Source organism: Chitinophaga sp. 01L420, from assembly GCF_056399985.1.
The window spans coordinates 163358-170356 of record NZ_JBFTSK010000011.1; the positions used below are offsets into that span (position 1 = coordinate 163358).

Below are 6999 nucleotides of genomic sequence, written 5' to 3' on the forward strand. Positions count from 1 at the left end.
TTTTTCTGTGTATGAACAGTAGCAAACATGACGGGATCATCATTAAAGGTGCCAGGGAAAATAACCTGAAAAACATTGATGTAAATATTCCGAAGAAACAGATCACTGTGTTAACCGGTGTGTCTGGTTCGGGAAAGTCCTCACTGGTATTTGATACCATTGCTGCGGAAGCACAGCGGCAGTTGAACGAAACCTTCAGCAGCTTTATCCGGCACCGCTTGCCGCATTACGGACAACCTGATGCCGACCTGATGGAAAACCTGAGTCCCGCTATTATTGTAGACCAGAAGCCCATCAGAGGAAATGCCCGCTCTACCGTAGGCACCATCACGGATATATATTCGCTGCTGCGGTTGTTGTTTTCCCGGATCGCGAAGCCATTTGTCGGCTACTCCAACGTATTTTCTTTTAACCACCCGGAAGGGATGTGCCCTGTTTGTGATGGCCTGGGTACGGTAACCGCCATAGATGAGGACAAACTATTTGACCGCAGTAAATCATTGAATGAAGGGGCGATATTGTTTCCTTCGTTTGACGTAGGTACTGCCTTGTGGAAACGTTTTGTATTATCGGGTTATTTCGATAATAATAAAAAGCTGGGGCAATACACGAAGGAAGAATGGGAGCTGCTGTTATACCAGGAAGAAATTAAACCTCCGCATCCAAAGTCTGGTTGGTGGCCTTCTGCAAAGTATGAAGGCGTTATTCCGCGGTTTACAAAAAGATTCCTCGGTAAAGAAGCAGAGGAGAATAAGAAGAACCTGCAGCAGGCGATTAAGCATGTAGTAAAAAAGGGCGTTTGCCCGGAATGCAAAGGCGCACGGTTAAATAAAAAGATACTGAGTGCAGAAATCCATGGTAAAAATATTGCAGACTATGCAGCCTTACAGGTAAGCGACCTGGTAAAAGAAATCACCCGGATCAAATCGACGCAGGCCGTAACGATGGTAGCTGCTATCATAGAAAGACTCACCCATTTAACAGAAATAGGGTTGGGGTACCTGAGCCTGAACCGGGAAACCTCTACTTTATCTGGTGGTGAATCGCAGCGGGTAAAGATGGTGCGTCACCTGGGAAGCAGTTTGAGTGATATGTTGTACATTTTTGATGAACCCAGCAGTGGACTGCATGCCCGGGATGTGCATCAGCTCAATGTACTGATGCAGCGATTGYGGGATAAAGGCAATACCGTGCTGGTGGTAGAGCATGATCCGGATGTGATCCTGGAAGCAGACCATATCATTGATATGGGGCCGGGGGCCGGAAAGAATGGCGGCGAAATTGTGTTCGAGGGCACGGTGAAAGGATTATTGAAATCGGGTACACTTACCGGTAAATATCTCCGGAAACCCACACCGGTAAAACCGGTGGTGAGAACATGGAAAGACAGTTTAACCATCCGCAATGCCACGTTGCATAACCTGAAAAATGTAAGCGTACATATTCCCAAAGGTGTTTTAACAGTGGTCACCGGCGTGGCCGGATCAGGTAAAAGCAGCCTGATTAACGGCATGATTCCTCGCCTGTATCCGGATACCATCTGCATTAACCAGGGCGCACTGGCGGGCTCCATACGCTCCAATCCGGCTACGTATACCGGGATATCAGATATCATCCGCTATCTTTTCTCAAAAAGCAATCATGTCAGCGCAGGGCTTTTCAGTTTTAATTCAGCCGGCGCCTGTCCGGCGTGTAAGGGACTGGGCGTAACTTCTCTGGACCTGGCATTTATGGATGATATTGTAACTACCTGCGAAGTATGTCATGGGCGACGATTTACGCCGGAAGTGTTGCATTATAAATTCAGAGGCAAGGCTATTGATGAAGTATTGCAGTTAAATGTGGCGGAAGCGATGCAGTTTTTTCAGGAAGAAGAAGTGCTGACCATATTGCGTCGTTTGCAGGAAGTAGGGCTCGGATATATGTCGCTCGGACAACCACTGGACTCCTTATCCGGAGGTGAAAGACAACGGATAAAACTGGCTACGGAACTGGAACATACCGGTAATATTTATGTGTTGGATGAACCCACTACCGGGTTGCATTTGTCGGACGTGGGGCACCTGATTGTGTTGCTGAACAAGCTGGTAGACCGTGGMAGCACGGTGATGGTGATAGAACACAATCTCGATGTCATCAGTCAGGCCGACTGGATCATTGATATGGGACCGGGCGCAGGACGGGAGGGAGGTACGGTTGTTTTTGAAGGTACGCCGGCAGATATGATGAAAGAAAAAGCATCCTTGACCGGTGTATTTCTGAAAAAGTATATCCATCATAGTTAGCATAGAAGACACTTAAAAAATATCTCTTTCATCAAAAAAATAACGACAGATTTTATGAAAAAACATACATTAGCCGGATGAAGGAAACCGTATTAGACAATCCCGCCTGGGGTGCGTTAACCAGTGTGCACGCAGATTTTGCGCAGGGAACAGATCATGCTAAGAGATACAAGCCCGGAATTGTTCCTTTTGTAGCCGTTGATGATACGCAATCAGACCGTTTAAAAGAACTGGATCCCTGGATGAATACAGGAGAAACTTTTTTTATCATCGGCGATTTGCCCACTTTACCACCCGGTTGGGTAGTAGAGCATGAGTTACCTTGTGCCCAAATGGTACTGGAGAGCAGTATGCCGCCGATGATGGATGATGAAGGCATTCCCGTTTCATTGCTCGGCGAGGCAGATGCCACCGATATGTATAACCTGATCAATAGTTTACAACCGGGATATTATAACAAGGATACCCGTTTGCTGGGAACTTATTATGGCATCAGGCAGGGAGGTGAGCTGGTAGCCATGGCGGGAGAACGTATGCGGCTTAACGGATTCACAGAGTTAAGCGCCATCTGCACGCATAAGGATTACAGCGGGCGTGGATATGCACAAAGACTGATTAACCGCCTTTGTCAGCAGCATGCCGCCGCCGGTGTTGTTTCTTACCTGCATGTGTCCCTGGCCAATGAGCGGGCCATTCGTATTTACGAGCATATGGGATTTGAAACGCGCAGGGAAATCGTTTTCCGGCGCGTGCGTAAATAATCAGTTGCCGCTGTGAAAAAATGCATGGTAGGTAGGGCTGTTATAATCCACCTGCATGGACCGTTGAAATATTTTGATGTACTTGTATTTCATCTTATTCATAAAGTCTTTAAATGTATTGCCGCCGGCTTTAAATAATTTGCGGTGCCCAAACCATACCACACAGGTGGTCATGAAAAAGAAGACCCGGTAAATAGCTGCGCAGATCATTCTACTGTTGTTGCTTTTCTGTTGAAAGAGGTCAGCTAACCTTTCTGTCTGAAACCGGATATGATAAGCTTCATCAATCAGTATATCTGTACAGATCTGTTTTAATAACAAACAACGGGTCGCATCTTTGAGTGACTGGTAATAGATCTGCGCAGTGCTTTCCACCACGATCACGGTAATCGTCCATATTTCCATACTGGTATTGAAATGCCGTACTTTCCTGAATAAAGTATCTCCCCAGTCCTTCTTTATTCTTTTTTCCCCGATAGCATCCAGGTATCTGCCTAAGTTGTTCCCATGCTTTTGCTCTTCTTTAATAAAAAGCTCAATGGCGGYTACATAGTCCGGGTCATTGCCTTTGGCAGCATATTTCCTGGCCGCACGTATGAGGTTGGCCCCATCAGAGGTTTCTCCCAATTGCCAGGCCTGCATGGAGCGCAGGATCGTTTTTCTTTCTGCCGCCGACAGATGGGGTGTTAGTTGCCAGTTTATCCGCTGTTGCCGTGCACTGAAAGCGAAGTGTTCAATCCATTTTTCGCTTGGGTTCATGATAAGGGATTTTAAGGGTGATGAAAAGAGAAGACATACCTTCTCCGGTACAATACCCCGGACAGGCTTGCATTTTTAGGTTTAAAAAGTACTTTGTATTGCAAAGTAAGTAATAAATATTCAATCCAAAAAGTTTTTGATAGAGAAGAGAAGTTGGGTAGATAATTTCTTTTTTTTCGTAACAGATTGTGTCTTACGGTGTCATTTGTTGCATTGGCAGGGGGAATTTCTTTTATGATGGATTTTCCTTGCAGGAAATGTTTTTTAGTAGTACTATAGGGGTTTAATTCACGGGAATCGTCTTATTGTCGAAAAGAAACCTGTAATTGGGAAGGTATCCCTTTGGAAAAGTATTACCTATGACAGAAACAACTTTAAATTCAGTTATTTTCTATTTATTCGGCGCCATCATCATTTTAAGCTTGATCGAATCGTATTTCAGTTATGCACACGACAAAAAACACTACGAATCAAAAGACACGCTGACGACTATTTACCTGATGAGTGTAAATTTCCTGGTCAACGTGGTCATGAAGTCTGGTACCTACCTGCTCCTGGATTATTGCTTCCGGCACTATCACCTCTTTACTATTCCCAACATATTTCTTTACTGGACAGTACTGGTGCTGTTGCAGGATTTCCTGTACTGGCTGCTGCATGCCACCGGCCACTATATACGCCTGTTTTGGGCGATACACGTTACTCACCACTCCTCAGAACATTTTAATCTCACCACCGGCTTCCGTTCCAGCGTATTTGAACCTATGTACCGGTTGTTCTTCTTTGTGCCATTGAGTTTGATGGGTTTTAGTGCCATCGATATTTTAATTGCCTACTATGTCACCCAGATTTATGGTAACCTGGTGCATACGCAAACCATCGGTAAACTACATCCGGTCATTGAATATATTTTCGTTACGCCTTCGCACCACCGTGTACACCATGCCAGCAACTACCGTTACCTCGATAAGAATATGGGAATGCTACTGATCCTCTGGGATCGGATTTTTGGCACCTTCCAGGAGGAGCTGCCGGAAGATAAGGTAAGGTACGGCCTCGTGAAAGATCTGGAGAACAGAGGGCCAGTAAACATCATTTTCCATGAGTTCATTGCCTTGTCGCAGGACATGAAGAAAGCGGATTCGTTATCGGATAAGTTGAAATACCTGTTTTTTGCCCCGGGCTGGAGTCATGACGGTCAATCGCAAACCAGCAAAGACCTGCAGCGGCAACTGGAAACCGAGGAAAATGGCGCCTGCCTGGAAAGCTAATGAAAACATGCAGCAGGAGGGAAGTATAATTCCCTCCTGCTGCAGACAGGTCGCATGGAGCCTTATTTCATCCCCAAAATTTATTACCTTTTCAGTGCAACTTAGAGCGTACCTAAATGAAGTAATCAAAAGACGTAAGTTCTATGCCGGCATAACCCGATAAACTATCTTCGTTTTCAAATGACCTAACCTTTTTTCATGTTGTTATCCTTTACCTGATCAATTTTACTTTTTACATGGAACAGATTAACAGGCCACTCCTGGCTGATGAAATACGTTTGTTAAACAAGCTGAAAAGAAAAAACATGAAGCGGCGGATATCGAGATTCAAGGTATCCGATTTTATCTTTATTTTTCTTACCGGAGCGGCTTTGCTGGACATGGCCCTGTTAATAGAGGTAGCTACTGCAGCAGTCGTGTTTGGAACAATGGCCGTATTATGTTTTTCGTTTGTTCTATTGGCCCCCTATGAGATGTATAGGAAACGCCGGCGATCAAAAAAAAGATGGTCGCAGCTCAATCAGCTACTCATGGAAAACGGCATACAGGTAACCCGTGTAAATGCCCTGCAGGTAGCTGTTGCCAAAGAATATGAAGATGAAGGTGATTTGTTTATCATTGAATATAAAGCCGGTGAAGTGCTGTATCTCTGGGACTACGATGATCAGTTAAAGAAGCGATTTCCCTGTCAGCAGTTTGAAATCTATGCAGCCGATTTTACCTCCCTGACTGGCCGCCCGGTGCATGCGTTAAGTGAAAGAATACAGCCCCGGGTGATTGATGCCAAATCTAAATGGAAGTATTTAAAAAAGTACGGAGGCCCGGGACATATGACCACGGAGCAAATTGAGTTTGAAGAATTGATGAGCAGGTTTTAACTACCGCTACTCGCCCTGGTAATAAAATAAATATTCAACCCCACATATACCAGCAACACCACCTGCGCAAGTATCAGATCCATTCTGTGCGCTTCCCTGAGCTTATTAGCTTTGATCAGCTTCAGCGACCATGCGGAAGAGGTAATGACGGCAAAGATGAAAAACAGGGTAATGCCGTGTAATGTATCCACCAGCGTGAAGGTGGTAGAATCCGGCAGTGAAGAGTCAATGATATATTTATTTCCGATAGCTGCGAACAAGGAGCCCACCCCCAATCCAAAACGGGAATCAATATTGTCGGGGTGGATATAAAAACAGATATAGGCGATCAGGAAGGATACATACATGCCCAGGAACATTTTCCAGAACAGTTGGCCGGCATCCCTGCCAATACCTATTTTAACGGTAAAGGAACTGTACTCCGTATGTGGTTTCGCCACACTGCTGTCACCAAAAGCAGTTTCATAGGCTTTGGTGCCGGTAGACATTTTAAAGCTGTCAATATTCCAGCCTCTCAGCGTAAAACGCGGATCAAACTGTTTTCCGAGTGAGTCAACGACAAATACCATTGCCCGGGAATCATACTGCGAGTTTTCAATGGAAAAACGCAGCCGCTGCCGGTCAAAAGGAAAGTTGTTGATCCTCCAGGAATCCTTCATCACGCATTGCAATTTCATCAGCAAATAAATACGGCCATTGCTGGAGTCTATCGTGGAAAATGATTTGGTAAAGGATTTTGCCTGTGGTATTTCCAGGTTTTGTATAAAGTCGAATTGTTTGTTTTTATAAGTTAACCACAGCCAGAGGTTAATGGTATATTCACTTTGTTTGAAATCAATATCATGTATGCTGGTAATGTATAAACCGGTTTTAACGGTGTCAGGAGGAGCATACTGTGCCTGGGAAAGGGTAACAGATAAAATGAAACAAATCAAAAGCGGGAGTGCTTTTTTCATTTATTTATTTTTTAGAGAGATGAGCAATCAGCCATTTGCATTCCGGATAAAGATAACGCAAATTACGTTAGCCCTGCCAGGTCCTTCAA

The 6999-nt window shown here is 44.8% G+C and carries 6 protein-coding genes; 4 read left to right on the forward strand and 2 right to left on the reverse strand.

The features are described 5' to 3' along the window. Positions 1-11: 11 nt before the first annotated feature. Both AC1DP6_RS13535 and AC1DP6_RS13540 read left to right on the forward strand, forming a co-directional pair. Positions 12-2285, forward strand: a complete 2274-nt coding sequence (locus AC1DP6_RS13535; protein ID WP_477055313.1) for an ATP-binding cassette domain-containing protein — start codon at positions 12-14, stop codon at positions 2283-2285. 77 nt (positions 2286-2362) lie between these two features. Further along, a complete protein-coding gene (locus AC1DP6_RS13540) occupies positions 2363-3046 on the forward strand; it encodes a GNAT family N-acetyltransferase (RefSeq protein WP_477055314.1) in 684 nt (227 codons plus the stop codon). Here AC1DP6_RS13540 and AC1DP6_RS13545 read toward each other — a convergent pair whose 3' ends face one another. Beyond that, positions 3047-3805, reverse strand: a complete 759-nt coding sequence (locus AC1DP6_RS13545; RefSeq protein WP_477055315.1) for a ferritin-like domain-containing protein — start codon at positions 3803-3805, stop codon at positions 3047-3049. Positions 3806-4164: 359 nt separating this feature from the next. Here AC1DP6_RS13545 and AC1DP6_RS13550 point away from each other — a divergent pair, with 359 nt between their 5' ends. Both AC1DP6_RS13550 and AC1DP6_RS13555 read left to right on the forward strand, forming a co-directional pair. Then, a complete protein-coding gene (locus AC1DP6_RS13550; RefSeq protein WP_477055316.1) occupies positions 4165-5076 on the forward strand; it encodes a sterol desaturase family protein in 912 nt (303 codons plus the stop codon). A gap of 236 nt (positions 5077-5312) precedes the next feature. After that, the gene (locus AC1DP6_RS13555; RefSeq protein ID WP_477055317.1) at positions 5313-5954 is read left to right on the forward strand and encodes a hypothetical protein; all 642 of its coding nucleotides are present in this window, start codon (positions 5313-5315) and stop codon (positions 5952-5954) included. On the opposite strand, the gene AC1DP6_RS13560 is transcribed toward AC1DP6_RS13555, so the two are convergent. Next, positions 5951-6910, reverse strand: a complete 960-nt coding sequence (locus AC1DP6_RS13560) for a ligand-gated ion channel (protein WP_477055318.1) — start codon at positions 6908-6910, stop codon at positions 5951-5953. The genes AC1DP6_RS13555 and AC1DP6_RS13560 overlap by 4 nt on opposite strands. Positions 6911-6999: the final 89 nt, after the last annotated feature.